This window comes from Herbaspirillum sp. WGmk3, from assembly GCF_023952535.1.
In the GTDB taxonomy this organism is placed as follows: Bacteria; Pseudomonadota; Gammaproteobacteria; order Burkholderiales; family Burkholderiaceae_D; genus Herbaspirillum; species Herbaspirillum huttiense.
In genome coordinates this window covers 252,633-276,714 of sequence record NZ_JAKYWT010000004.1, presented here as the reverse complement: position 1 = coordinate 276,714, position 24,082 = coordinate 252,633, and the positions used below count along the sequence as shown (strand labels likewise).

The following is a 24,082-nucleotide window of genomic DNA, read 5'->3' as shown; positions in this document are numbered from 1 at the left end:
CCTCAAGACTCCCGCATGGACTTCGACCTCACCATCCGCAACGGCCGCATCTCTACCGACCGCGAGACCTTCTTTGCCGATATTGGCGTCAAGGACGGCGTGATCGCGCGCATTGCGCCGCACCTGCCGCCAGGACGCGAGGACATCGATGCCGCCGGACGCTGGGTCCTGCCTGGCGGCATCGACAGCCATTGCCACATCGAGCAGCTCTCCGGCATGGGCATGATGTGTGCCGATGATTTCTATTCGGGCTCGGTCTCGGCGGCTTTTGGCGGTACCACCACCATCATCCCGTTCGCGGCCCAGCATCGCGGCAACCGCATCCCCGACGTGATCGCCGACTATGCGCAACGTGCCCGCGAGAAGGCGGTGATCGACTATGGCTTCCACCTGATCCTGGCCGACCCCGACGAGCAGGCCCTGCAACACGACCTGCCGCAAGCCATTCGCGATGGCATCACCTCGCTGAAGGTCTACATGACTTACAACGCCCTCAAGCTTGATGACTACCAGTTGCTGGACGTGATGGCGCTGGCCGGCCGCGAAGGGGCGCTGGTGATGATCCATGCCGAGAACCACGACATGATCCGCTGGCTCGCCTCGCGCCTGTTGGACCAGGGCCATACCGCGCCCAAGTTCCACGCAGTGGCCCACGACCCGCTCGCTGAGGCCGAAGCCAGCCAGCGTGCCATTGCGCTGTCGCGCCTGATCGGTGTGCCGGTGTTGATCGTGCACGTGGCCGGGGCCGAAACGGTGCAGACCATCCGCAGTGCCAGACTGCTGGGCGCGCAGATCTATGCTGAGAGCTGCCCGCAATACCTGTTCCTCACGGCCGAGGATATCGATCTGCCCGGCGTGGAGGGTGCCAAGTATTGCTGTAGCCCGCCGCCGCGCGATGCCAATGCGCAGGAGGCGGTCTGGGCCGGGCTCAAGGATGGCACGCTGGGCATGTATAGCTCCGACCATGCGCCGTATCGCTTCGACGAGAACGGCAAGCTGCCGCGCGGTGAAGACACCACCTTCAAGGAAATGGCCAATGGCGTGCCGGGCATCGAGCTGCGTCTGCCGCTGCTGTTCTCCGAGGGCGTGCTCAAAGGCCGCCTCGACATCCACGAATTCGTGCGCCTGACGGCCACCAATCACGCCCACATGTATGGGCTGTCGCACTGCAAGGGCAATATCGCCGAGGGGCTCGATGCCGATCTGGTGATCTGGAACCCGGAACGCGAGACCACCATCACCGCAGCGCTCCTGCACGACAACGTCGGCTATACGCCCTATGAAGGACGGCACATCCGGGGGTGGCCGGAAGTGGTCACCAGCCGCGGCCGCGTGGTGGTCAGCGAGGGGGAATTGAAAGTGGCGCGCGGCTCGGGCCGCTTCATCGCACGCCACTGTCCGGCACCGGCCAGTATTGCGCAGCGGCCGACGCGCAGCCATCTGCCGGGCTTGCTCGGCCTCAAGGGAAAGGCATGGGAATCGCAATGAGCAACAAGGACAATCGCTTCGGCCTGGCCGTGGCGCAGATGGGGCCCGTGCAACTGGCCGAGGACCGGACCACGGTGGTGCGCCGCCTGCTGGAGATGATGCGCGAGGCCGCAGCCCGTGGCGCGAAGATGGTGGTGTTTCCGGAGCTGGCGCTGACCACGTTCTTCCCGCGTTACTGGATGGAAGACCAGGCCGAAGTCGATGCGCGCTTCTTCGAGAGCGAGATGCCGGGTCCGCAGACACGGCCCTTGTTCGAACTGGCCGCGCAGCTCAGGATCGGTTTCTACCTCGGCTATGGCGAACTGACCCCCGATGGCCATCACTACAACACCGCTATCCTCGTGGATGAAACAGCCCGGATCGTGGCCCGCTATCGCAAGATCCACCTGCCGGGACACAGCGACCACAAGCCCGATGCACCCTTCCAGCATCTGGAAAAGAAGTACTTCGAGGTCGGCAACGATGGCTTTGGCGTCACCGACATGCTGGGCACCCGCATCGGCCAGTGCCTGTGCAATGACCGCCGCTGGCCCGAGACCTATCGCGTCATGAGCCTGCAGAGCGCACGTATCGTCACGCTGGGCTACAACACGCCGTCCTGGAACATCCACTGGAACGAACCGCCCCATCTGCGCATGTTCCACCACCTGCTGTCGCTGCAGGCCAATGCCTACCAGAACGGATTGTGGGTGGCGGCCGCTGCCAAGTGCGGCTTCGAGGATGGCTTCCACATGATCGGCGGCTCGGCCATCGTCGCGCCTTCCGGCGAGATCGTGGCGCAGGCGCAGGGTGAAGAGGATGAGGTGATCTTCGCCAGTTGCGATCTGCAACTGGGTGAAACTTTCCTGCAGCACGTCTTCAATTTCGCCAAGCACCGCCGTCCGGAACATTACCGCCTCATTGTCGAGCGCACCGGGGCCGGTGCGCCGCTGGCACCGTCCGAGCTGTCTACCTGAATCACTGTCCACCTTCCACCCAATCGAGGAGTGTTGCGATGTTTCCGTTCCTGGTCCTGCCTTCCAAGTCTTCCCTGAAATACTCCCTGCTGGCCGTCCTCTCGGCCAGTGCACTGCTGTCGGCCGGTGCCATGGCCCAGGGTGGCCCGCTGCGCACCGGAGTCGATGCCACCTTTGCGCCGCATGCGATGGTCAAGCTGGGCGGCGGCCTGCAAGGCTTCAACATCGACCTGGGCGAAGAACTGGCACGCCGCCTGGGCCGCAAGATCGAAATCGAAGGCACGGAATTTTCCGGGCTGGTGCCGGGCCTGAATGCCAAAAAATATGACTTCGTGCTGGCCCCCGTCACCGCCACCCCGGAGCGTGCCAAGGCCATGCTCTTCACCGAAGGCTATCTCGATACCGACTACACCTTCGTCATCAAGAAGGGGGCAGCCCCCATCAATGCGCTGGAGGACCTCAAGGGCAAGACCATCTCGGTCAACAAGGGCTCTGCCTATGAGCTCTGGGCGCGCGACAACGCCCCCAAGTACGGTTTCAAGTACGACGTCTATGGCAACAATGCCGATGCGGTGCAGGCGGTGCAATCCGGCCGCGCCGATGCCAACCTGGCCGGCAGTACGGTAGCCGCCTGGGCTGCCAAACAGAATCCTGCCGTGCAGACCACTTACACCGTCAAGACCGGTCTGGTGTGGGCGCTGGCCTTCCGCCTGGACGACAAGGCCGGCCGCGATGCTGCCGGCATGGCGCTCAAATGCATGAAGCAGGATGGCACGCTGGGCAAGATCGCGCAGAAGTGGTTCGGCTATACCCCGGCCGCCGATGCCACCGTGGTCAAGGTCGGCGTGGGGCAGGGCGTGCCTGGGCTGGATGGTTACGACCCGACCCCGGTGACGCTCAAGTGCAATTGATGCCACTGAGCCGACACTTTATGCCGACCGCCTGAACCGAGACAGAAGCCTCCATGAACCTTGCCGCTCCCATCCTAGAAATTGTCGGCCTGCACAAGTCCTATGAAGGCAATACCGTCCTGCGCGGGATCGACCTGCGCGTACGGCCTGGCCAGTTGATCTGCGTGATCGGTCCGTCCGGTTCGGGCAAGAGCACCATGCTGCGTTGCTGCAACCGGCTCGAAGAACCCAGCGCCGGCCAGATCGTGGTGGATGGGCAGGACATCATGCATGCCCGCACCGATCTCAATGCGGTACGCCAGAAGATCGGCATGGTGTTCCAGCAGTTCAACCTGTATCCGCACATGAGCGTGCTGGGCAATGTGATGCTGGCGCTGAAGAAGGTCCAGAAGCATACGCATACCGAGGCCGAGCGCCGCGCGCGGCGCGCCTTGGAACAGGTGGGCATGCTGGAGAAGGCATCTGCCTTCCCCGGCCAGCTCTCCGGCGGACAGCAGCAGCGCGTGGGCATTGCCCGGGGCATCGCGCTGGAACCCAAGGTGATGCTCTTCGATGAACCCACCAGCGCGCTCGACCCCGAACTGGTCGGCAGTGTGCTGCAGGTGATGCGGCAGTTGCGCGAGGCTGGCATGACTATGCTGGTGGTCACGCACGAAATGGCCTTTGCCCGGGCGGCGGCCGACCGTGTGGTTTTCATGGACGGTGGCGTGATCGTCGAGGAAGGGCCGCCCGAGCAGATCTTCGGCGATCCGCAGCAGGCTCGCACCAAGGCCTTCGTGGCGCGCTTCGCACAGCACGGCTGAGCCATGGAGCAATTTCTCTTTACCTTCTTCAATGCCGAGGTCGCTGCGCGCTACTGGCCGGACATTCTGCGCGGCATGGGCGTGACGGTCCTGCTGAGCCTGGCGGTGATTGCCTCCGGCCTGCTGCTGGGGCTGTCGCTGGCGGTGCTGCGTGCGACCGGCAAGCGCGGCCTGGTGTGGCTGGTGGTGGCCTTTGCCGATGTGATGCGGGCCTTGCCGCCGCTGATCCTGATCATCGTGCTCTTCTTTGCGTTTCCGTACATCGACCTGGCCATGTCGTCCTTCACCGCGACCTGGCTGGCGCTGACCCTGGTACTGGCGGCCTATGCCGAGGAAAGCATCTGGGCCGGCATCGCCTCCTTGCCGCGCGGCCAGAGCGAAGCGGCGCGCTCGACCGGCCTGTCATGGGGACAGACCATGGTCGCCGTGATCCTGCCGCAGGCACTGCGTATGGCGGTGCCGCCGCTGACCAACCGGGTCATCTCGATTACCAAGAACACGGCACTGGGATCGGTGGTGGCCTTGTCGGAGATTCTCAATACGGCCCAGGCCGCCAGCAGCAATGCCGGCAATCCCACACCCCTGATGCTGGGTGCGGCGGCTTATCTGGTGATCTTCATTCCGGTGGTCTTGTTCGCGCGCTGGCTCGAAACCCGCTGGCGCTGGAAACGATAGGAGAGGACCGTCATGGATGCCTTGCTGCAGAATTTCTTCAACCTGGAGGTCTATCGCCAGGTCCTGCCCTTCCTGCTGGGCGGCTTGTGGACCACGGTGTGGCTGTCGCTGCTGGTCATTCCCATCGGCGTGGCTTCGGGTTTGCTGCTGGCCTTGCTGGCCACGCAGAGCCGCTCGCGCACGGTGCGCATTGCGGTGGCGGTGTATGTGGATTTCTTTCGATCCTTCCCGCCGCTGGTGCTGCTGATCCTGATCTATTTCGGCGCACCCTTCCTCGGGCTGGAACTGCCCAAGCTGCTGGCCGTGGCGCTGGGCTTCATGTTCAACAATTCCAGCTATTTCGCCGAGGTGCTGCGCGCCGGCATAGAAAGCGTACCGAGCGGCCAGATGGAAGCGGCCCGTTCTACCGGCCTGTCGCGCACTCAGGCGCTGGCCTGTGTGATCGTGCCGCAGGCCGTGCGCAACGCCTTGCCTGACCTGGTCGGCAATGGCATCGAGGTCATCAAGCTGACCACCATTGCCAGCGTGGTGGCACTGCCTGAACTGCTGCGCGTGGCACGCGATGCGCAATCGCTGGTCTACAACCCTTCGCCCATCGTGCTGGCAGCCTTGCTCTATCTGGCGCTGTTGCTGCCGCTGGTGCGCTGGCTGTCGCGGCTGGAGCACCGCGGCCGCACCTTGCACTGAGGGCGGCCGCAGGCGCTGCATCAAGCTGCGCTGAGCAGCCCCATGCGCGGATGAATCGCGGTCTCGCGTGTCGGAGCCACGGCAGGCTGAACCTGTTCCAGCCGGAACACTGATACGGCATCCCGCAGACTGTCAGCCTGTTGCGCCATGGATTGCGCCGCACTGGCCGACTCTTCCACCAGCGCCGCATTCTGCTGCGTCACTTCATCCATCTGCGAGATGGCGATGTTGATCTGGCTGATCCCCGAACTCTGTTCGCTGGAGGCGGCAGTGATCTCGCTCATGAGGTCGTTGACCTGCTGGATCGATTGCACCACTTGATCCATGGTCTGACCAGCTTCATCGACCAGTTTCTGGCCAGCTTCCACATGTTCCACCGACGACTCGATCAGGCCACGGATTTCCTTGGCCGCCGAGGCGCTGCGCTGGGCCAGCGAGCGCACTTCGCTGGCGACCACCGCGAAGCCGCGTCCCTGCTCACCGGCGCGCGCCGCTTCCACCGCGGCATTCAAGGCCAGGATGTTGGTCTGGAAGGCGATGCCCTCCACGGTGGAAATGATCTCCGTGATCTTGTAGGCACTCTGCGAAATATCCTTCATGGTATCGACCACGCGTTCCACCACTTCGCCTCCCTTTTGCGCGTGCAGCGAGGCCGCGCGCGCCAGCTGGTTGCCCTGGCCGGCGTTCTGGGTGTTCTGCTCGACGGTGGAGGTGATCTCTTCCATGCTGGAGGCGGTCTCTTCCAGCGAAGCCGCCTGCTCTTCGGTACGGCGTGACAGATCCAGATTGCCCACCGCGATCTGGCCGGCGGCAGTGGAAATCGATTCGGCGGATCGCTTGATGCCGTCGACGATGCTGGTGAGCTGGGCACGCATGTTGTCGAGAGAGGCCATCAGGCTGTGCTGGTCGCCCTTGGCCAGCGGGATGCTCACCGCCAGGTTGCCCTGGGCGATCTGCGCCGCCAGGACCTGGGCATCGGCCGGTTCGCCACCCAGCTGGCGCAGGACACTGCGCACGATCAGGACGGCTGCGCCCAAGGCCAGCAGCACCGAGCCGGCCACCAGGGTCCAGATGGTCGTGGCGATGCGTTGATAGGTAGTTTCGGCATCGGCGGCGGCCTGATCGTTGAGATCGTCTTCCAGGCGGCCTAGCGCATCCAGGTTGTCGAGCCACTTGGCCTGCACCGGACGAATCTTCTGGACCAGCAGGTTGATCAGATCAGTGGTCTTGTTCTCCTGGGCCAGAGTGACGGCCTGTTTCAGCAGTGGCTCGGTATCGGCGGCGTTTTGCGCGATCTGATCGAAGAACTCATGCTCCTTGCGGGAGGTATCCGGCGCGTCAAAGAGCTTGCGCAGCTTGTCGCGGGCTTCCTGATAGCTTTTTTCCTGTACCTTGATGCGTTCGATTTCTCCGGCGACCAGCGCCGGATCCTGGAACAGGGCGATGTTGCGGATGGCCAGGGCACGAATACGCACGCTGTTGTTCATGACGTCCGCCAGACCACCTTGCTGGTTGTTGGCGACGATGTTGCTCAGATTGCTCTTGACCGTGGACAAGCCCCACATGCCCACCAGCGAGATGACGAGCAGCAGGACGATGACGCCGGCAAAACCTAACGCCAGGCGAGTGGATACCTTCAGTTTGTTCATGAAAAAGCCCCTGTGGATGAAATGTGCTGCCGATTGGGTTGCAAAACCCCCCGTTCAGGCCTGCCTTGGCTGTTGCCGCCTTGTGCAGGTTTTGTGACTTTTCCCGTATATAAGTAGTGCAAAATGGCTTTTCACCATGTTGGTGCGGTGGTTTTGAGCCGTTTGCATGGTTTATTGCCATCATTTTCTTAGATTTTGAAACGATTGCACGGGTGTTGTAACGCTATTGAGTAAGCTCAGCCAGAAAAGATCCATCAGGATGTGATTATTTTTCTCTGACACAAGTGCGCTCCGTTCTCCTGTGCGAGGCGATTGCCAGCGCAGAGGGCGTCGCATCGCTACGACAAGAGCCACGACGGTGCGAAGCCTGCACCTTGCGCAGGCGAAGGAGGGAGATTTCGGGGCGAATTTGCTGCTTGCCCCGAAATGACGGCGCTCAGATGCTGCCTCCACTGCTGGTACGCGAATTGCTTAATCGTTCAAAACGGTTTCTATATAAATCAGTAGTTCATATATGGAACAAAATAAGTTATTCGGTGCCGAGATATCTGCTATATTGGCGTTGAATATCTCTCATATATAAATTGCTGTTTCATATATGGAACAATTTGGTGCCCGGCAGGAGGCACCCGTCCACCAGTGACGGCAGCCGGGAAGACTAGCCGGGGCGCACTCGCGCGCTGGGGCAATCAGCAGAGGCAACATGATCGAAATCGAATTCCGCAAGGTCGGCAAGAGCTTTGTCGATCGCCAGACAGCGCAAGCGCGCGCTGCCGTCACCAACGTCAACCTCTCCATCAGGAGTGGCGAAGTGGTCTCCATCATCGGACCCTCGGGCTGTGGCAAGAGCACCCTGCTCAACATGGGGGCCGGGCTGTATCTGCCGAGTGAGGGCGAAGTCTTCGTTGGCGGCGAGAAGGTCATCAAGCCGGTGCGCAAGGTGGCCTTCATGCTGCAGAAAGACCTTCTCATGCCCTGGCGCAATATTCGCGCCAACGTCACCCTGGGTCTGGAGATTGACGGCATGCGCGAGGCCGAGCGCCGCCGCATTGCCGACGAGTTGCTGGCCAAGTGCCACCTCAGGGGTTTTGAGGAGCATTACCCCTATCAGCTTTCCGGCGGCATGCGTCAGCGTGCCGCTCTGGCACGAACGCTGGCGGTGGATCCGCAGGTATTGCTGCTGGACGAGCCTTTCTCGGCGCTGGATGCGCAGACCAAGATGGTGCTGCAGCAGGACCTGGCCAAGATGCTCTATGAAAAGAAGAAGACTGCGCTTTTCATCACCCATGACCTGGTGGAAGCCATCGCGCTGTCGGATCGCCTGCTGGTCATGAGCGAACGTCCCGGCACCATCGTCGAGGAAATCGAGGTCAACCTGCCGTTCCGCGACAACCCGCTGGAGCGCCGCAAGCTGCCCGAGATCGGCCCCTTGCAGGGACGCCTGATGGAACTGCTCAAGGTGGGCAAGGAAACCGCCGAACTCCACTGATTCACGCTGCATCTTCACCCGTCTTCACCCCGTCAACAGAGAGACCTCAAGGGAGAGCCTGAAACATGAAGAACCTGTTTGCATCCGCCACCAGTGCACTTGCCCTGGTCGCTGCCGTCGGCGCGTTCGTCGTCCCGGCGATGGCCCAAGCGGCACCGGAAGAAGTGACCTACCTGCTGCCCGCGCCACCGAATTCACCGGCCTTCGCGCCCTGGGTACTGGCACAGCACAAGGGCTATTACGCCGATGAGAACCTCAAGGTCAGTTTCATCGTCGCCAAGGGCGGCGTCGATGTGGCCAAGCAGATCGGTGCCGGCAATGCCGTCATTGGTGGCGCCATCGGTGATACCCCCATCGTGGTGCGGGCCAATGGCATTCCGGTGAAGGCCATCGCGGTACTGGGGGCCGGTTCGGTGACCATGGTGGCGGCCAATCCGGCTGAGGGCATCAAGACCCTGAAGGATCTGAAGGGCAAGACCGTCACCGTCATGTCCTATACCGATACCACCTATTACGCCTTTCTCGGCAGCCTCAAGACGGCCGGCCTGTCCAAGACCGACGTGCAGATCCAGGCGGCCGGCCCCTCCGGCGTGTGGCAGCTTTATACGTCCGGCAAGTCGCAGGGCTTTGCAGGCGTACCCGACTGGGTGGTCAATGCCACTGATGCCGGCGCAAAACTGGAGTTGCTGGACAACGGTGGCTTCAAGAGCATGGCACAAGCCATTCTGGCCTCCGATGACACCATCAAGAAAAACCCGGAACTGTTGAAGCGGCTGGTGCGTGCCACCCTGCGCGGCATGCAGGACATCATGAAAGATCCGAAGGCCGCAGCCGATGACTACGTCGCCGCGCTGCCCACCTACAAGGGCAAGGAGGCCAGCATCCAGACTACCTTCGAGATGTACAACAAGTATGTCTATGCCAGCCAGAAAACCTTGGGCCAGATTGATCCCTCACGCATGGACGCGGTACAGAAGTTCTACGTCAGCGAAGGCATCGTGAGCAAGGCGACACCGGTCAATGAACTCTTCACCAACCAGTTCGTGGGAGTGGCCAAGTAATCATGAACACCACGACAGCCAAAGACCTGACCATGTCCAGTTCCGAGCCATCCGCAGCCGCTCCTTCCCGTCCGCGCCGCCAGTTCCTGAGCGATAAGGCGCAGACCGTGTGCGGTAGCCTGGTGCTGCTGGTGCTCTTCGTCGCCGCCTGGCAATGGGGCCCCGGCATGCTCGGCATGCCGGAATACATCCTTCCCAACTTCATGCAGGTGGTGCGTGAAGGCGTGGTGATGTGGAACAACGCGCAGCTGCTGCAGCACTTCGGCATCACTGCCATGGAAGTCGTGTTCGGTTTCCTCTTCGGGGCCCTGCTGGGGCTGGCAGTAGGGGTGGCGCTGGGCTTGTCGCCGCGTGCCGAAGCGATGCTCTCGCCTTACATCCTGGCACTGCAGATTGCACCCAAGGTGGCGTTTGCGCCGCTGTTCGTGATGTGGCTGGGCTACACCATCTATCCCAAGATCATCGTGGCGGTATTGATCGTGTTCTTCCCCATCATGATCAATGTGCTCTCGGCAATCCGTACCGTCGACCCGGACATGGTCAACCTGGTGCGCACGCTCAACGCCGGCCGCTGGCAGATCTTCCATCTGGTCGAGTTCCGTTCGGCGCTGCCGGCTCTGTTCTCCGGCTTGCGCATCGCCTCCACGCTGTCAGTGATCGGCGTGACCGTCGGCGAGCTGGTTGGCGGCAATCAGGGGCTGGGCTATCTGCTGGTCGATGGCGAAGGGCAGGGCAATACAGCTGCCGTGTTCGTCTCCATCGTCGCATTGACGCTTATCGGTGTGGTCACCTACGGGGCCGTGGTGTGGGCCGAACGCAAGGTGCTGCACTACCTGCCCAAGGCCAATACCAGCACCGTCTGATATTGAGCGCGATTTCCCGATCGGTAACAGGAGCATGAACATGTCAGCAACAAGTACGGCGACTCTTCTGGCAGGACGACGCATTCTGGTCACGGGCGCGGCACGCGGCCTCGGCCTGGCGTTCGTCGAGGCCATCGCCGCTGCCGGTGCCAGAGTGGCCATGGCCGATATCCTGCAGGACACGCTGGCAGCATCGGTGTCGACGCTGCAGCAGCGCGGCCTGGCGGTCGAAGGTTTTTCACTGGATCTGGCCGATCCTGCCTCAGTGCAGTCCTGTGCACAGGCTGCCATCGCCTGGATGGGCGGGCTCGATGGCCTGGTCAACAACGCCGCCATTACCAATTCCGGTGGCAAGAGCAGCGAGCAACTGGCGCTGGAAATGTGGGATCGCGTCATGGATGTCAACGTGCGCGGCACCTGGCTCATGACCAATGCCTGCCTGCCGGCACTGCGGACCTCGGGGCGCGGCGCTATCGTCAACCTGTCCTCGGATACGCCGTTGTGGGGGGCGCCGAACCTGCTGGCCTATGTGGCCAGCAAGAGTGCAGTCATCGGCATGACCCGTTCGCTGGCGCGTGAAGTCGGTGCCGACAACATCACCGTCAATGCCGTGGCGCCCGGGCTGACGCTGGTGGAGGCCACTGAGTATGTGCCGCAGGCGCGCCACCAGCATTACCTGGAGGGCCGTGCCCTGCAGCGTGATCAGTTGCCCGAGGACGTATGCGGTGCCGTCGTCTTCGCGCTGTCGGATATGGCGCGTTTCTTTACCGGCCAGGTGATGGCCGTCAATGGTGGCTTCGTGATGCATTGAAGCGGCCTGTATGGCAAGTCAACTCCGTGCAACCGGATCAATTCAGGACCAATTCAAGGAGAAAAGTATGACCGATATGTCCGAGCAGGAAAACATGGGCCGCAGCTGGGATCGCCCGGCAGGGGCCAGCTTCGCCGACTGGATGGAATCGCGCGTGGCGCGTCTGTCGACCCGCAAGTACGACTGGAACGCGCTGAAGTTCCAGGCCGACTACGACCCCAAGTACCGCCGCGCACAGATGCGCTACATCGGCACCGGCGGCACCGGCGTGGCGCACGATGCCAACGTGATTCCGTCGGAGCACTTCACCTTCTCGACCATGATCATTCCGGCCGGCCACGAAGGTCCGTCGCACCTGCATGTGGATGTCGAAGAAGTGTTCTTCGTGTTGCGCGGCAAGCTCAAGCTGGTGCTTGAAAAGGACGGTGAACGCTTCGAAACCATCCTCACCGACCGCGACGTTGTTTCGGTACCGCCGGGCGTGTATCGCGAGGAAATCAACATCGGTGACGAAGATGCGCTGATGTGCGTGATGCTGGGGGCCAAGAAGCCTCTCACGCCGACCTATCCGCCCGAACATCCGCTGACCTCGGTCAAGCGCTGATCGTCCCGGGAGCGAGCATGTCCGCCATCTTGCCCGCCGGGGCCGCCACGTCATGCGAGGCGCTGTCCGCGTCGCTGGTACTGCTCGATCGCCATTTCCCAGAGCAGCGCGTGGCGTTGCCCGATGGGCAGGTCAGTTATCGCAGCGCTGGCCGCAGCGACCGCGATCAGGTGGTAGTGCTGCTGCACGGCATCAGCTCCGGCGCGGCATCCTGGCTGCATATGGCATTGGCGCTGGCGAACGACGCCCGCGTGATCGCCTGGAATGCGCCCGGTTATGGCAGCTCCACAGCGCTGCCGATGGCCATGCCCAGGGCCAGCGATTACGCGGCACGCCTGCAGCAGATGCTGGCGGCGCTGGAGATCAGTCAATGCGTGCTGGTCGGTCACTCGCTCGGGGCCTTGATGGCCGCAGCCTATCTGGCTCGAGGTGATGGCCGCGCCACATGCACGCTGCTGGCCGACCCGGCCCTCGGCTATGGCGGGGCAGGGCAGCAAGAGCGGTCAGTACAGGTTCGCCAGGAGCGCCTGGGCGCATTGCAGCGGCTCGGTGTGGCTGGCCTGGCCGCGCAGCGTACGCGTCTGCTGTCGACGCAGGCCAGTGACGAACAGCACGCCTGGGTGCGCTGGAACATGCAGCGGCTCGATGTGGCGGGTTATACCCAGGCGGTGCACTTGTTGTGCGGTGACGATATCGCGACTTATTTGCAGGCAGCGCCACGACGGGGGTTGTCGGTGGCCTGCGGCGCAGAAGACATTGTCACCACCCCACAGGCCAGTGAAGGGCTGGCCCGGCAATTTGAAATTCCCTTTCAATTGGTGGACGGCGCCGGCCATGCCTGTTATATCGAGCAGCCGTTGTCCTTTGCCGCGCTGGTGCGCGCGCAATTCACCTCAACCAACCAGAACAGATAATCATCATGAACAAACCAGTGATGCCAGAAGAAGAGTCGCAAGACAAGTACTCCGTCCCCGGCCTGGAACGCGGCCTGCGCCTGCTGTGCGAATTCAGCCGCCAGGACAAGACCCTTTCCGCTCCCGAGCTGGCGCGGCGCCTGGATATTCCACGCTCCACCGTGTTCCGCCTGCTGGCCACGCTGGAACGCATGGGCTTCGTCGAACGTGCCGATGGCGGCCGCGACTATCGCCTGGGCATGTCGGTGCTGCGCCTGGGCTTTGAATACCTGGCCTCGCTGGAACTGACCGAGATCGGCCGTCCGCTGCTGGACCGCCTGCGCGACGAGATCGGCTATTCCTGCAACCTCGTGGTACGCGATGGCCGCTCCATCGTCTATGTCGCCAAGTCGGTCACCCAGACCGCCTTCACCAGTCACGTCAACGTCGGTACCCGTCTGCCGGCGCATGCTACCGTGCTGGGCCGCGTACTGCTGGAAGACCTGACCCTGCCGCAACTGCGCACCCTGTATCCGGAAGAACACCTGGAAGTCTTCTCCAGCAATACGCCCAAGACCGTAGTGGAACTGTTCGACATGGTGCAGGCCGACAAGGAGCGTGGCTTCGTGTTGCAGGAAGGTTTTTTCGAAACCAGCATTTCCACCGTGGCGGCTCCCGTACGCGATCACTCCGGCCATGTTGTGGCCGCCTTGGGTGCCACCATTCCGTCGCCGCATATCGACGCCAGCCAGCTCGATGTGATCGTGTCTCGCGTACGCGAGACCGCTGCCGAACTCTCGCGTCTGCTCGACCATGCACCGGAGCGTGGGGCCAAGGTCGTCAACATGTGGCGAGGCTGAGATGGCGATGACTTCTCTCCAGGGCAAGGTGGCGGTGGTCACCGGCGGTTCCTCCGGGATCGGCTTGGCCACCGTGGAACTCTTGCTGGAAGCGGGTGCAGCGGTGGCCTTCTGTGGTCGCGACGGTGAGCGTCTGCAGCATGCCGAAGCTGCGCTGCGCGAACGTTATCCCGCGGCGCGGTTGTACAGCGCGCCCTGCGACGTACTGGTGCAGGAGCAAGTGCGGGCCTTTGCCGCCTCGGTGGAAAACACGCTGGGCCCGGTTTCCATGCTGGTCAACAATGCTGGTCAGGGTCGCGTCTCGACTTTTGCCGACACCCCTGACGAGGCCTGGAGCGAAGAGCTGCATCTCAAATTCTTTTCGGTGATTTATCCGACGCGTGCCTTCCTGCCGCAACTGCAGGCCATGAGTGCGCAGCATGGCGATGCCGCCATCGTATGCGTCAACTCGCTGCTGGCGACCCAACCTGAGCCGCATATGGTGGCCACATCGGCCGCCCGCGCCGGCGTGCACAACCTGGTACGTTCGCTGGCCACCGAACTGGCCTGCGGGGAGGCCGCCCGTGTGCGCGTCAACGGCATCCTGATCGGGCTGGTGGAATCGGGCCAATGGCGCCGCCGCTACGCCGCTCGTGGTCCGGAGCTGCAGGACCAGAGCTGGGCCCGGTGGACCGCTGCGCTGGCCGCAAGAAAACAGATCCAACTTGGCCGTCTCGGCCTTCCCCGGGAAGCTGCGCAGGCGATCGTATTCCTCGCCACGCCGCTTTCCTCGTACACCACAGGCAGCCATATCGATGTTTCAGGAGGACTTTCCCGCCATGCCTAATACCCAACCCAAAGTCACCGTCGGCTGCGCGATCGCGGCTTTCCTCGAACAGTGCGGCGTCAAGGCTGCCTTCGGTGTGATCTCGATCCACAACATGCCCATCCTCGATGCCTTCGGCGAGCGCGGCAAGATCCGTTTCATCCCGGCGCGCGGTGAGGCCGGCGGTGCCAACATGGCCGATGCCTATGCACGTACCACGGGCGGACTGGGCGTCTGCCTGACCTCGACCGGTACTGCCGCCGGCAATGCCGCCGGTGCCATGGTCGAGGCGCTGACCGCCGGCACACCGCTGTTGCATCTGACCGGCCAGATCGAAACGCCTTATCTGGACCAGAGCCTGGCGTACATCCATGAAGCCCCGGACCAGTTGAGCATGCTCAAGGCGATCTCGAAGGCGGCCTTCCGCATCCGCAGCGTCGAGACGGCCATCAGCACCATCAAGCTGGCCGTGCAGACCGCATTGACGCCGCCCATGGGGCCGGTCTCGGTCGAGATTCCCATCGACATCCAGGCGGCCATGATCCCCCTGCCGATCAATCTGCAACCGCTGGCCATTCCGCAAAGCGTACCGTCGGCGCGTGCGCTGGACGAACTGGCCGAGCGGCTGATGAAAACCAAGCGCCCGCTGCTGTGGCTGGGCGGCGGTGCCCGTCACGCTGGAGCGCAGGTACAGCGTCTGCTGGCATTGGGTTTCGGTGTCGTGACCAGTACCCAGGGGCGAGGCATCGTGCCCGAGGATGATCCGCGCTCGCTGGGTGCCTTCAACCTGCACAAGCCGGTCGAGCAGTTCTACCAGAGCTGCGACGCCATGCTGGTGGTCGGTTCGCGTCTGCGCGGCAACGAAACGCTGAAATACGAACTCAAGCTGCCACGTCCCCTGTACCGGGTCGATGCCGATCCGGCGGCCGAGGGCCGCTGCTATACCAGCGACTATTTCGTCTGCGGAGATTCCGCGTTGGTGCTGGCGGGACTGGCGGATCGCCTGGCGGCACTCAAGGTCGATCCCGATTTCATGGGCGATCTCAAGAAAGCTCGTGACACGGCGGTGCATGGACTGGTCGATGGCCTCGGTCCCTACAGCGCGCTGGTGGAGCAACTGCAGCAGGCCGCCGGTCGCGAATTCAATTGGGTGCGCGACGTGACGGTCTCCAACAGCACCTGGGGCAACCGCCATCTGCGCATCTTCGATCCCCGCGCCGGCGTGCATGCGCTGGGTGGCGGCATCGGCCAGGGATTGGCCATGGGCATCGGTGCGGCCATCGGTGCGGCGGTCACCCAGTCCGGCAAGAAAACCTTCACGCTGGCCGGCGACGGCGGATTCATCCTCAACCTGGGCGAGCTGGCCACGGCCGTGCAGGAACAGGCCGACATGGTGATCGTACTGATGAACGACAAGGGCTATGGCGTCATCAAGAACATTCAGGATGCGCAATACGGCGGCCGTCGCCATTACGTGGACCTGCATACGCCTGATTATGCCGAGCTGTCCTCGGCGCTCAAGTTGCGACACAAACGCGTGGGCGATCTTGCCGAAGTCGCAGCCGGACTGGACGAGGCCTTGTCCTCCCCGGGGCCGTTCCTGCTGGAAATCGACATGCTGGCGATCGGCAGCTTCAAGACCGCTTTTGCCGGCCCGCCGGTCAACGAAAAGGAAAAGGCCGCTGCCGCGGCGGCGGCTGTCGTTGCGGCTGCAGCGACAGCGGCCACGGCCTGAGGAGAAAGGCATGCTGCACGTATCGATGATCGGATGCGGTGCCATTGGCGCAGGCGTCATGGAAATCCTCAAAAGCGATCCCGAGGTGGCGTTCGACATGGTGGTGGTGCCCGAGGCCCACATGGAGCGTGCCCGCAGCACCGTCTCCACGCTGGCACCCGCGGCGCAGGTAGTGTCGCGTCTGGGCGAGGAGCGTCCCGACCTGCTGATCGAATGCGCCGGCCACCAGGCCATCAGCGAACACATCATTCCGGCTCTCGAGCGCGGCATTGCCTGCATGGTGGTGTCCATCGGTGCCTTGTCCGAACCCGGTCTGGTCGACAAGCTGGAAGCCGCCGCCCGTGCCGGGCGCACGCAGGTGCAACTGCTGTCCGGCGCGATCGGTGCCATCGATGCGCTGGCCGCCGCCAAGATCGGCGGTCTGGATGCGGTGATCTACACCGGACGCAAGCCCCCTCAAGCCTGGAAAGACACGCCAGCAGAGTCGGCCTTCAATCTGGACACGTTGCAGGAAGCCACGATGATCTTTGAAGGCAGCGCCCGCGAAGCCGCTCGCCTCTATCCCAAGAATGCCAATGTCGCGGCCACGCTGTCGCTGGCCGGGCTGGGGCTGGACCAGACACAGGTGCGGCTGTATGCCGATCCCGGCGTGAGCGAGAACATTCACCACGTGGATGCCAGCGGTGCCTTCGGCGGTTTCGAGCTGACCATGCGCGGCAAGCCGTTGGCCGCCAATCCCAAGACATCGGCGCTGACCGTCTACAGCGTGGTGCGTGCCCTGGGCAATCGCGCCCATGCGCTGTCGATCTGAACCGGGCCAGGAGAAGTTGACCATGTTGAATCTGAATGACATCCAGCCCATCTGCATTGCCGGCCAGTGGCGTCCGGGAGCCGGTGATCGCTATGCCACGCTCTATCCCGCCACCGGCGAAGCGGTGGCCAGCCTGCACGCGGCCAGCGTGGCCGATGTGGAGGAAGCCATCCTTGGTGCCGACCGTGCGTTTCGCACCAGTGGCTGGGCGCAGAAGAAACCGCACGAACGCGCTGCCGTGCTGTTTCGCGTGGCGCAGCTGATCCGCGAGAACGGCGAAGCGCTGGCGCAATTGCAGCGCCTGGATAATGGCAAGCCCATCAGCGAGACACGCAACCTGGTCGCCAGCGCTGCTGCCACCTTCCAGTTCTTTGCTGCTGCCTGCGAGACCCTGGAAGAATCGCTGACCCCCATGCGTGGCGACAACCTGACCATGAGCGTGCATGAGCCCATGGGCGTGGTGGCCGCCATTACGCCATGGAATTCGCCCATCGCCAGCGAAGCGCAGAAGATGGCGCCGGCGCTGGCGGCTGGCAATGCGGTGGTGGTCAAGCCGGCGGAAGTCACGCCGCTGGCCGCGCTGGCGCTGGCACGTTTGTGCATCGAGGCCGGCGTACCCGCAGGCCTCATCAGCGTACTGCCGGGCAAGGGCTCGGTCATCGGGGATGCCATCACGCTGCATCCGCTGGTCAAGCGGGTTTCCTTCACTGGCGGCACCAGCACCGGCAAGCATATCGCCCACATCGCCGCCGACAAGATGATGCCGGTGTCGCTGGAGCTCGGTGGCAAGTCGCCGACCATGGTGTTCGAGGATGCCGACATTGATCATGCTGTCGCCGGCGTGCTCTACGGGATCTTCAGCAGTTCCGGCGAATCCTGCATTGCCGGTTCGCGCCTGTTCGTGGCGCGGTCCTTGCATGAACCGTTCATGGAGCGACTGGCGGCGGGTGCCGCTGCGCTGCGCGTGGGCGATCCGGCGGACGAACGCACCCAGATGGGGCCGCTGATCACCGCCCGTCATCGTGAGGGCATCGAGCGTTACGTCGATATGGGCGTCACCGATGGCGGCCGCATCCGCACCGGTGGCGTGCGTCCCAAGGGCCCCGCCTTCGAGCGTGGCTACTTCTATACGCCGACCATCATCGAGGGAGTGCGCAATGACCAGAGGATCTGTCAGGAAGAGATTTTCGGGCCGGTGCTGGTGGCCATGCCTTTCGACGATGAGGAGGATCTGATCCGGCAGGCCAACGATAGCGTCTACGCCCTGGCCGCCGGCATCTGGACCCGCGACTACAAGCGTGCCTGGCGCGTGGGCCGTGCGGTGCAGGCCGGCAATGTCTGGATCAACACCTACAAGCAGTTCTCGATCTCGACCCCTTTCGGGGGCTGGCGCGACAGCGGCCTGGGCCGCGAGAAGGGACGGCTGGGCATCCTCCAATACATGGAGCAGAAAGCCATGTACTGGGGACTGAACGAACAGCCGCTGCCCTGGGCCGGCTGAACACGCAATGGAGAATCACATGGACGTTTTGGGTATCGACGAAATCATCTACGGCGCAGACGACCTGCCGACCTGCCGCCGTTTCTTCCTCGACTGGGGCATGGTGCTGGAACAGGAGAGCGCAGCCGAGCTGGTCTTCGTATCGCAGAACGGCTGTCGCGTCATCGTGCGTGACAGCGCCGATCCCGGCCTGCCGCCGGCCATCGAGGCCGGTCCGACCCTGCGCGAAGTGGTGTGGGGCGTGTCCTCGGCGGCGGTGCTGGACAAGTTCGCCAGTCGCATCGGCGGTCTGCCCGGTTTCCTCAACGACGGCCGGCGCGTGGGCTGTACCGATCCCAACGGACTGGCTGTGCGTTTCCAGGTCTCGGTCAAGCGCGAGGTGGAGCTGCAATGCGCCCGTATGAACACCTGGAACGAGAAGAACCGCATCAACCAGCGCAGCCCCATCTACGAGCGCGCTGCGCCCATCGAAGTAGGACACGTGGTGTTCTTCGTCAAGGATGTGAAGGCCTGTGAAAAATTCTATTGCGAGCATTTCGGCTTCGTGCCCTCCGACCGTTATCCGGAACGCGGTGCCTTCCTGCGCTGCGCCGACGTCGGCGGCCATCACGACATCTTCCTGCTGCAACCGCCGGAGGCGCGCGCGGGCCTGAACCACGTGGCCTTCACGGTGCGCGACATCCATGAGGTCTTCGGTGGCGGCATGCACATGTCACGCCAGGGCTGGGATACGCAACTGGGGCCGGGCCGCCATCCGATCTCCTCGGCTTATTTCTGGTACTTCAAGAATCCGGCCGGTGGCCTCATCGAGTATTACGCCGACGAAGACCAGCTCGATGCGCACTGGGAACCACGCGACTTCGAACCCGGACCGACGGTGTTTGCCGAATGGGCCATCGATGGCGGCATCGACGGCAATACGCGGCGCCAGAAGAATGCCCAGGGACCGAGCGGCAAATTCCTCACCGACCGTGCGGCAGCGGACAAGTAAATCATTGACCAAAGGAGATCAACATGTCCTTCAAGATCGGAGTCCTCGGTGCCGGCATCGGCGGCCTCACGGCAGCCATTGCCCTGCAGCGTGCCGGACATGAGGTGGTGGTGTATGAGCAGTCACGCCAGTTCCTGCGCGTGGGTGCAGACATCAACCTGACGCCCAATGCGGTCCGCGCACTGGACGGGTTGGGCATCGGCGAGGCCGTGCGCCGGACCGCTGCACGTCCCACGCATCGCATCAGCCGCACTTGGAATAGCGGCGAGGAAACGTCGCGCTTGACCATGGGCGACACTGCCGAACAGAAATATGGCGCGCCGCAGCTGACCATCCATCGCGCCGATCTGCTGGCAGCGCTGGCCGGGGTGTTCCCGCTGGAGCAGGTGCGCTTTGCCAAGCGTGCTGAAGCAATCCGCGCGGAGGGCGATGGCATTGACCTGCACTTCACCGATGGCAGCACCGATCGCGTCGATGTGCTCATCGGCGGCGACGGTATCCATTCCGCCGTGCGCACCGCCATGTTCGGCGCGGAGAGCCCGCGCTTCACGGGTGTGGTGGCTTTCCGTGCCGTCGTGCCTGCAGCGAAAGTGGCCGGTGTCCCCAACCTGCAGGCCTTCACCAAATGGTGGGGACCGAACCCGGAAAGCCAGATCGTGACCTTCCCGTTGAATCGCGGCGAGGACATCTTCATCTTTGCCACGACCGCCCAGGAGAGCTGGCATCTGGAATCGTGGACCACACCGGGCAACGTGCAGGAACTGCGCGACAGCTATGCGGGCTTCCATCCCGACGCCATGGCGCTGCTGGACGCCTGCGACGAAGTGCTCAAGACCGCGCTCTATGAACGCGATCCGCTGCCGGCCTGGGCCAGGGGCAACATGGCCTTGCTGGGAGATGCCTGTCATCCCATGATGCCCTTCATGGCGCAGGGGGCCGGCATGGCCATCGAAGATGCCGTGGTGCTGGCACGCTGCCTGGCCACCGTGTCCGCCCTCGAAGACGTGGCCGCTGCTCTGCACCGATACGAGCAGTTGCGCATGGAGCGTGCCTCGACCATCCAGATCGGATCGCGCGGCAACAACTGGCTGCGCGCAGGCGGCAATGCCGACTGGGTCTATGGCTACGATGCCTGGCAGGTACCGCTGCAGCCGCAAGTTGCAGCCGTTGCTGCATGAGACAGGGCGTGCCAGTGAAACCGGAAGACCCCGCCGACACCATGCTGCTGACCATCGTCCTGAAGCATGACCAGTCCATGAATCTCGACCGGATTCAGGCCCACATGAAGGCGATGGACTGGTGGGAGCGGTTTCCTGTTGCCGGAACGCGCGTGGTGTCCTGGACCGTGGCCATGGGCCTGGGCCAGATCGTCACGCTGGCGCTGCCGCCAGCGCTGCTGCCGCAAGTCAATGTCGAGCTTGAACGCTCGGCCTGGGGCGTGTTCCGTACCGAGTGCTACCCCACTTACGATTTTGTTCCCGTGCGCGAGCGCATTCGCGAGCGCGTCAGAAATGGAGGCCAATGATGGTTGCAACTGTTACCGATGTCTATCTCAATCCGCACCAGGCGCGCCGCCGCCCGCCGACCCAGTTCGAAGATCTGCTGGGCGATTCCATCGAGCGCGCCTACGCCGCCGGAATCCACGAATTGAGCGCGCTGGTGGCGCATCTCAATCGTACCGGTCCGAGCTGTCCGTACAACGCCGGTGTCTGGACCGAAGCCAATTATCAGGAAGAGATCGCCCGCCTGGCCGCCTGACGGCGACCGCCAGCCCTTACAGGAGAGTACCCAAATGAGAACTGCTGCCCATGATCCCGTCGATGCCGTCCTGGCTGTCGGCCTGAAAGACCTGTGGTATCCCGTCTGCCCATCCGAGTTCGTGGCTGAGAAGCCGGTTTCGCTGCGCCGCCTGGGCAAGAAATTCGTGTTCTGGCGTGAGCCCTCGGGCAAGCTGCATGCGCTGGAAGATCACTGTCCGCATCGCGGTGCACCGCTGTCCATGGGCATCCCCATGGGAGACCGCATCGCCTGTGGCTATCACGGCGTGCAGGTGCGTTTCGACGGCGTGGTCACCAGCGTGCCCGGCAGCCCCGGTTGCAAGCTGGAGGGTGCCAAGGCTACCCGCCGCTTCCACGTGACTGAAGCGGCCGGTGCCATCTTCCTCTACAACAGCCTGGAGGATGTCGACACGCCACCGCCGCTGCGCCTGCCCGAGGAACTGACCAGCCCCGAGTATTCCAATTTCCTGTGCTACACCGAGTGGAAGGGCGACTATCGCTACGTGCTGGACAACGTGATGGACCCGATGCACGGCACTTTCCTGCACAAGCAGTCGCACTCCATGGCCGAGGGCGACAATACCGCCAGCTTCGGCATCCGCGAGACCGACATCGGCTTCGTCTTCGAAAAGGAAGGCCAGCGTGACGTCAACTTCGACTGGACTGAATGGGGCGATACCGGCCTGCACTGGATGCGCCTGGCCATTCCCTATCCCAAGACCGGCGGTCCCGGTGGCAGCTTCGTCATCATCGGCAGCTACACGCCCGTCGTCGACAACATCGCTGCCGTCTTCCACTGGCGCTGCCGCAAGCTCTCGGGCTGGCAGCGTGATACCTGGCGCTTCCTCTATCGCAACCGCCTGGAAGCGCGCCACTGGAACGTGCTGGAGCAGGACCGGGTGGTGCTGGAACTGATGGAGCCGGATGCCAACCAGCGCGAGATGCTGTACCAGCACGATATGGGCATCGTGCGTCTGCGCCGTCATCTGCGCGGACTGGCCAAGGCCCAGCTGGCGCGCGAGGAGGAACTGGCGGCGGCCAGGGCACCGGTACGCGCGGCATGAGCGACGCCGCCCGTGCGCCCGCCATGCGTCATGTGAAGTGCGCCAGCGTGCCGGAGCCGGACGCTGCGACCTGGTCCAATTGCCTGGTGATCGGCGAGGACATCGTCATGTCTGGCATGACGGCGCATCCGGCCACGCGGCAGCAGACGCTGGATACCTATCGGCAGACGCTGGTGGTGCTCCGCAAGATCGCCGACCTGGTGAGCGCTGCCGGAGGAACACCGGACAGCATCACCAAGCTGGTGATCTACCTGACCGATATCGCGCACAAGGATGAGGTGGGACGGGCGCGCCGTGACTTCTTCGGCGAACAGGGACCGTATCCCTGCTCCACGCTGGTGGAAGTCAGCGCTCTGGTGTTTCCGGAGCTGACGGTGGAAATCGATGCGTATGCCCGGCTGGGTGTGGATCTGCGGCAGGCTGTGCGCGTGACCGTATGAGCGTGTTTGAACGAATCTGAATTGATGGTGGTGCATTCATGAGCAGTCCTCTTCTTTCCGTCCGTGTGCAGGCCATGCGCTTCGAGGCGCAAGGCGTTGTCAGCGTCGAACTGTGCCTGCCCGACGGCGGCGAGTTGCCGGCTTTCGAGGCCGGTGCGCACATCGACCTGCATCTGGCCAACGGTCTGGTGCGCAGCTATTCGCTGTCGAATTCACCGGCCGAGCGTCATCGCTATGTGGTTGGCGTGCTCCACGACCGTGCCAGTCGCGGCGGATCGCGCTATGTCCACGAACAATTGCGGGTCGGGTCGACGCTTTCCATCTCGGTTCCGCGCAACAATTTTCCGCTGGAGGAAGCGGCACCCCTGTCGGTGCTGATCGCCGGCGGTATCGGCATCACGCCGATCTCCTGCATGTATCACCACCTGCGGGCCCAGGGCAAGGAAGCGGTACTGCACTACTGCGCCCGTTCCCGCAAGGAAGCCGCTTTCACCGCCCAACTGCTGGGGCAGCCGGGCGTGAGCAGCCATTTTGATGACGAGGCTGGTACCGCGCCTGATCTGCGTGCCGTATTGGGGGCCTATCCGAAGGAGTCGCATTTCTATTGCTGCGGACCGACTCCCATGCTCAACGCCTTTGAAAGTCTGTGCGAAGAACTGGGTCTGCCCAACGTGCACATCGAGCGCTTCGCCGCCGAGAAAGTGGCACCCGTCCAACACGGCAGCTATGTCGCCGAACTGGTGCGCAGCAAATCCAGCCTCACGGTGCCGGCCGGCAAATCGTTGCTGGATACCCTGCTCGATGCTGGCATCGCGGTCGACCACAGCTGCCGCGAAGGGGTGTGCGGTGCCTGCGAGACGCGTGTGCTGGAAGGCGAACCGGAGCATCGCGACGGCGTCCTCAGCAAGGCCGAGCGCGCCGCCGGCAAGACCATGATGGTGTGCGTTTCCGGCTGCAAGGGGCAGCGCCTGGTGCTGGATCTTTAGCCACTGTTGCGCAGGACCGTGCCCGTGCTCCGGCACCGGGCATTTTTTTGAGCTCGAAAAATTTTTGGAACGGCGATCCATAGGTGAAACAAATATCACCGGACCCGGGCCATCCGGCAAGCCTGTGCTGCCCGCTGACCATGCAGCGGCGGCCTTGCCGGCAGAAGTCACCTTTCCTGCGCACGGGGCACAGGGGAGCAGTGAGTGAATGCGGCCTGGCC

25 protein-coding genes are annotated in these 24,082 nt (G+C 63.2%); 24 read left to right on the top strand and 1 reads right to left on the bottom strand.

Annotated features, from left to right (window positions below):
• The first annotated feature begins 15 nt into the window (after positions 1 to 15).
• Genes hydA through MKD49_RS16950 form a run of 6 tightly spaced genes read left to right on the top strand, consistent with a single transcriptional unit; the run spans position 16 to position 5,520 of the window.
• Entirely contained in the window at positions 16 to 1,488 is a 1,473-nt protein-coding gene (hydA, locus tag MKD49_RS16975; RefSeq protein ID WP_252696880.1) for a dihydropyrimidinase, read from the top strand.
• Entirely contained in the window at positions 1,485 to 2,444 is a 960-nt protein-coding gene (locus MKD49_RS16970) for an N-carbamoyl-D-amino-acid hydrolase (RefSeq protein WP_252696879.1), read from the top strand. The genes hydA and MKD49_RS16970 overlap by 4 nt, the downstream gene beginning before the upstream one ends.
• A gap of 38 nt (positions 2,445 to 2,482) precedes the next feature.
• Complete coding sequence (locus MKD49_RS16965; protein ID WP_134134791.1) at positions 2,483 to 3,355, top strand: transporter substrate-binding domain-containing protein; 873 nt, start codon at positions 2,483 to 2,485, stop codon at positions 3,353 to 3,355.
• Between the two features lie 53 nt (positions 3,356 to 3,408).
• Positions 3,409 to 4,158, top strand: a complete 750-nt coding sequence (locus MKD49_RS16960; RefSeq protein WP_256497688.1) for an amino acid ABC transporter ATP-binding protein — start codon at positions 3,409 to 3,411, stop codon at positions 4,156 to 4,158.
• A 3-nt stretch (positions 4,159 to 4,161) separates the two neighbouring features.
• Positions 4,162 to 4,833 (top strand): amino acid ABC transporter permease, encoded by a 672-nt coding sequence (locus MKD49_RS16955; RefSeq protein ID WP_134134793.1) that lies wholly within the window; start codon positions 4,162 to 4,164, stop codon positions 4,831 to 4,833.
• Positions 4,834 to 4,845: 12 nt separating this feature from the next.
• Entirely contained in the window at positions 4,846 to 5,520 is a 675-nt protein-coding gene (locus tag MKD49_RS16950) for an amino acid ABC transporter permease (RefSeq protein WP_121038443.1), read from the top strand.
• A gap of 20 nt (positions 5,521 to 5,540) precedes the next feature.
• Here the strand turns inward: MKD49_RS16950 and MKD49_RS16945 are convergent, their stop codons facing one another.
• Positions 5,541 to 7,169: a methyl-accepting chemotaxis protein gene (locus MKD49_RS16945; RefSeq protein WP_252696878.1), complete on the bottom strand. Its 1,629-nt coding sequence runs from the start codon at positions 7,167 to 7,169 to the stop codon at positions 5,541 to 5,543.
• Between the two features lie 703 nt (positions 7,170 to 7,872).
• Between MKD49_RS16945 and MKD49_RS16940 the strand changes: the two genes are divergently transcribed.
• From MKD49_RS16940 to MKD49_RS16855, 18 genes are all read left to right on the top strand, one after another.
• Entirely contained in the window at positions 7,873 to 8,658 is a 786-nt protein-coding gene (locus tag MKD49_RS16940) for an ABC transporter ATP-binding protein (protein WP_121038449.1), read from the top strand.
• A 65-nt stretch (positions 8,659 to 8,723) separates the two neighbouring features.
• Positions 8,724 to 9,719: an ABC transporter substrate-binding protein gene (locus MKD49_RS16935; protein ID WP_034340420.1), complete on the top strand. Its 996-nt coding sequence runs from the start codon at positions 8,724 to 8,726 to the stop codon at positions 9,717 to 9,719.
• 2 nt (positions 9,720 to 9,721) lie between these two features.
• Positions 9,722 to 10,582 carry an ABC transporter permease gene (locus MKD49_RS16930; RefSeq protein ID WP_252696877.1) on the top strand — a complete coding sequence of 287 codons (861 nt, stop codon included), beginning with the start codon at positions 9,722 to 9,724 and terminating at the stop codon, positions 10,580 to 10,582.
• Between the two features lie 40 nt (positions 10,583 to 10,622).
• Positions 10,623 to 11,393, top strand: a complete 771-nt coding sequence (locus MKD49_RS16925) for an SDR family oxidoreductase (protein WP_166675534.1) — start codon at positions 10,623 to 10,625, stop codon at positions 11,391 to 11,393.
• A 67-nt stretch (positions 11,394 to 11,460) separates the two neighbouring features.
• Positions 11,461 to 11,997, top strand: a complete 537-nt coding sequence (locus tag MKD49_RS16920; protein WP_034340408.1) for a cupin domain-containing protein — start codon at positions 11,461 to 11,463, stop codon at positions 11,995 to 11,997.
• Between the two features lie 17 nt (positions 11,998 to 12,014).
• A complete protein-coding gene (locus MKD49_RS16915; RefSeq protein ID WP_252696876.1) occupies positions 12,015 to 12,911 on the top strand; it encodes an alpha/beta fold hydrolase in 897 nt (298 codons plus the stop codon).
• 5 nt (positions 12,912 to 12,916) lie between these two features.
• Entirely contained in the window at positions 12,917 to 13,750 is an 834-nt protein-coding gene (locus tag MKD49_RS16910) for an IclR family transcriptional regulator (protein WP_166675535.1), read from the top strand.
• Between the two features lies 1 nt (position 13,751).
• Positions 13,752 to 14,576, top strand: a complete 825-nt coding sequence (locus tag MKD49_RS16905; protein ID WP_039787815.1) for an SDR family oxidoreductase — start codon at positions 13,752 to 13,754, stop codon at positions 14,574 to 14,576.
• Positions 14,569 to 16,290, top strand: coding sequence for a thiamine pyrophosphate-binding protein (locus MKD49_RS16900; RefSeq protein ID WP_252696875.1), 1,722 nt, complete (start codon positions 14,569 to 14,571; stop codon positions 16,288 to 16,290). The genes MKD49_RS16905 and MKD49_RS16900 overlap by 8 nt, the downstream gene beginning before the upstream one ends.
• A gap of 10 nt (positions 16,291 to 16,300) precedes the next feature.
• Positions 16,301 to 17,101, top strand: coding sequence for an aspartate dehydrogenase (locus MKD49_RS16895; protein WP_209582983.1), 801 nt, complete (start codon positions 16,301 to 16,303; stop codon positions 17,099 to 17,101).
• Between the two features lie 22 nt (positions 17,102 to 17,123).
• Positions 17,124 to 18,602 (top strand): aldehyde dehydrogenase, encoded by a 1,479-nt coding sequence (locus MKD49_RS16890; protein ID WP_039787808.1) that lies wholly within the window; start codon positions 17,124 to 17,126, stop codon positions 18,600 to 18,602.
• Positions 18,603 to 18,621: 19 nt separating this feature from the next.
• Positions 18,622 to 19,593: a VOC family protein gene (locus MKD49_RS16885; RefSeq protein WP_121038470.1), complete on the top strand. Its 972-nt coding sequence runs from the start codon at positions 18,622 to 18,624 to the stop codon at positions 19,591 to 19,593.
• A 23-nt stretch (positions 19,594 to 19,616) separates the two neighbouring features.
• Positions 19,617 to 20,771: an FAD-dependent monooxygenase gene (locus MKD49_RS16880; RefSeq protein WP_121038473.1), complete on the top strand. Its 1,155-nt coding sequence runs from the start codon at positions 19,617 to 19,619 to the stop codon at positions 20,769 to 20,771.
• Positions 20,772 to 20,812: 41 nt separating this feature from the next.
• Entirely contained in the window at positions 20,813 to 21,118 is a 306-nt protein-coding gene (locus MKD49_RS16875; protein ID WP_371925490.1) for a hypothetical protein, read from the top strand.
• A complete protein-coding gene (locus MKD49_RS16870; protein ID WP_034338512.1) occupies positions 21,118 to 21,351 on the top strand; it encodes a recombinase-like helix-turn-helix domain-containing protein in 234 nt (77 codons plus the stop codon). The genes MKD49_RS16875 and MKD49_RS16870 overlap by 1 nt, the downstream gene beginning before the upstream one ends.
• 34 nt (positions 21,352 to 21,385) lie before the next feature.
• Positions 21,386 to 22,435 (top strand): aromatic ring-hydroxylating dioxygenase subunit alpha, encoded by a 1,050-nt coding sequence (locus tag MKD49_RS16865; protein ID WP_034338505.1) that lies wholly within the window; start codon positions 21,386 to 21,388, stop codon positions 22,433 to 22,435.
• On the top strand, positions 22,432 to 22,875 hold the full coding sequence (locus MKD49_RS16860) for a RidA family protein (protein ID WP_252696874.1): 444 nt from the start codon (positions 22,432 to 22,434) through the stop codon (positions 22,873 to 22,875). The genes MKD49_RS16865 and MKD49_RS16860 overlap by 4 nt, the downstream gene beginning before the upstream one ends.
• Before the next feature lie 38 nt (positions 22,876 to 22,913).
• Positions 22,914 to 23,861 carry a PDR/VanB family oxidoreductase gene (locus tag MKD49_RS16855; RefSeq protein WP_204725164.1) on the top strand — a complete coding sequence of 316 codons (948 nt, stop codon included), beginning with the start codon at positions 22,914 to 22,916 and terminating at the stop codon, positions 23,859 to 23,861.
• The last annotated feature ends 221 nt before the right edge of the window (positions 23,862 to 24,082 follow it).

Bases quoted from the DNA above. Each gene is read 5' to 3' on its own strand.
- hydA (WP_252696880.1), top strand. From the start codon at position 16: ATGGACTTCGACCTCACCATCCGCAACGGCCGCATCTCTACCGACCGC.
- MKD49_RS16970 (WP_252696879.1), top strand. From the start codon at position 1,485: ATGAGCAACAAGGACAATCGCTTCGGCCTGGCCGTGGCGCAGATGGGG.
- MKD49_RS16965 (WP_134134791.1), top strand. From the start codon at position 2,483: ATGTTTCCGTTCCTGGTCCTGCCTTCCAAGTCTTCCCTGAAATACTCC.
- MKD49_RS16960 (WP_256497688.1), top strand. From the start codon at position 3,409: ATGAACCTTGCCGCTCCCATCCTAGAAATTGTCGGCCTGCACAAGTCC.
- MKD49_RS16955 (WP_134134793.1), top strand. From the start codon at position 4,162: ATGGAGCAATTTCTCTTTACCTTCTTCAATGCCGAGGTCGCTGCGCGC.
- MKD49_RS16950 (WP_121038443.1), top strand. From the start codon at position 4,846: ATGGATGCCTTGCTGCAGAATTTCTTCAACCTGGAGGTCTATCGCCAG.
- MKD49_RS16945 (WP_252696878.1), bottom strand. From the start codon at position 7,169: ATGAACAAACTGAAGGTATCCACTCGCCTGGCGTTAGGTTTTGCCGGC.
- MKD49_RS16940 (WP_121038449.1), top strand. From the start codon at position 7,873: ATGATCGAAATCGAATTCCGCAAGGTCGGCAAGAGCTTTGTCGATCGC.
- MKD49_RS16935 (WP_034340420.1), top strand. From the start codon at position 8,724: ATGAAGAACCTGTTTGCATCCGCCACCAGTGCACTTGCCCTGGTCGCT.
- MKD49_RS16930 (WP_252696877.1), top strand. From the start codon at position 9,722: ATGAACACCACGACAGCCAAAGACCTGACCATGTCCAGTTCCGAGCCA.
- MKD49_RS16925 (WP_166675534.1), top strand. From the start codon at position 10,623: ATGTCAGCAACAAGTACGGCGACTCTTCTGGCAGGACGACGCATTCTG.
- MKD49_RS16920 (WP_034340408.1), top strand. From the start codon at position 11,461: ATGACCGATATGTCCGAGCAGGAAAACATGGGCCGCAGCTGGGATCGC.
- MKD49_RS16915 (WP_252696876.1), top strand. From the start codon at position 12,015: ATGTCCGCCATCTTGCCCGCCGGGGCCGCCACGTCATGCGAGGCGCTG.
- MKD49_RS16910 (WP_166675535.1), top strand. From the start codon at position 12,917: ATGAACAAACCAGTGATGCCAGAAGAAGAGTCGCAAGACAAGTACTCC.
- MKD49_RS16905 (WP_039787815.1), top strand. From the start codon at position 13,752: ATGGCGATGACTTCTCTCCAGGGCAAGGTGGCGGTGGTCACCGGCGGT.
- MKD49_RS16900 (WP_252696875.1), top strand. From the start codon at position 14,569: ATGCCTAATACCCAACCCAAAGTCACCGTCGGCTGCGCGATCGCGGCT.
- MKD49_RS16895 (WP_209582983.1), top strand. From the start codon at position 16,301: ATGCTGCACGTATCGATGATCGGATGCGGTGCCATTGGCGCAGGCGTC.
- MKD49_RS16890 (WP_039787808.1), top strand. From the start codon at position 17,124: ATGTTGAATCTGAATGACATCCAGCCCATCTGCATTGCCGGCCAGTGG.
- MKD49_RS16885 (WP_121038470.1), top strand. From the start codon at position 18,622: ATGGACGTTTTGGGTATCGACGAAATCATCTACGGCGCAGACGACCTG.
- MKD49_RS16880 (WP_121038473.1), top strand. From the start codon at position 19,617: ATGTCCTTCAAGATCGGAGTCCTCGGTGCCGGCATCGGCGGCCTCACG.
- MKD49_RS16875 (WP_371925490.1), top strand. From the start codon at position 20,813: ATGCTGCTGACCATCGTCCTGAAGCATGACCAGTCCATGAATCTCGAC.
- MKD49_RS16870 (WP_034338512.1), top strand. From the start codon at position 21,118: ATGGTTGCAACTGTTACCGATGTCTATCTCAATCCGCACCAGGCGCGC.
- MKD49_RS16865 (WP_034338505.1), top strand. From the start codon at position 21,386: ATGAGAACTGCTGCCCATGATCCCGTCGATGCCGTCCTGGCTGTCGGC.
- MKD49_RS16860 (WP_252696874.1), top strand. From the start codon at position 22,432: ATGAGCGACGCCGCCCGTGCGCCCGCCATGCGTCATGTGAAGTGCGCC.
- MKD49_RS16855 (WP_204725164.1), top strand. From the start codon at position 22,914: ATGAGCAGTCCTCTTCTTTCCGTCCGTGTGCAGGCCATGCGCTTCGAG.